A 231-nucleotide genomic window follows, 5' to 3' on the forward strand; every position below is an offset into this window, starting at 1 on the left:
TCGGTTTAGGGTACGGGCCGCCATGAAACTCGCTAGAGGCTTTTCTCGACAGCATAGGATCATCCACTTCACCACAATCGGCTCGGCATCAGGTCTCAGACTATGTGTCAGGCGGATTTGCCTACCTGACGTCCTACACCCTTACCCCGGGACAACCACCGCCCGGGATGGACTACCTTCCTGCGTCACCCCATCACTCACCTACTACCAGCTCGGGTCACCGGCTCCACC

The 231-nt window shown here is 58.4% G+C and carries 1 rRNA gene; it reads right to left on the reverse strand.

The window, feature by feature from the left end:
• A 23S ribosomal RNA gene (locus ADL34_RS05640) occupies positions 1 to 231 on the reverse strand; the annotation flags it as partial.

The sequence above is a fragment of the Streptomyces sp. NRRL WC-3605 genome, from assembly GCF_001509795.1.
Classification (GTDB): domain Bacteria; phylum Actinomycetota; class Actinomycetes; order Streptomycetales; family Streptomycetaceae; genus Streptomyces; species Streptomyces viridochromogenes.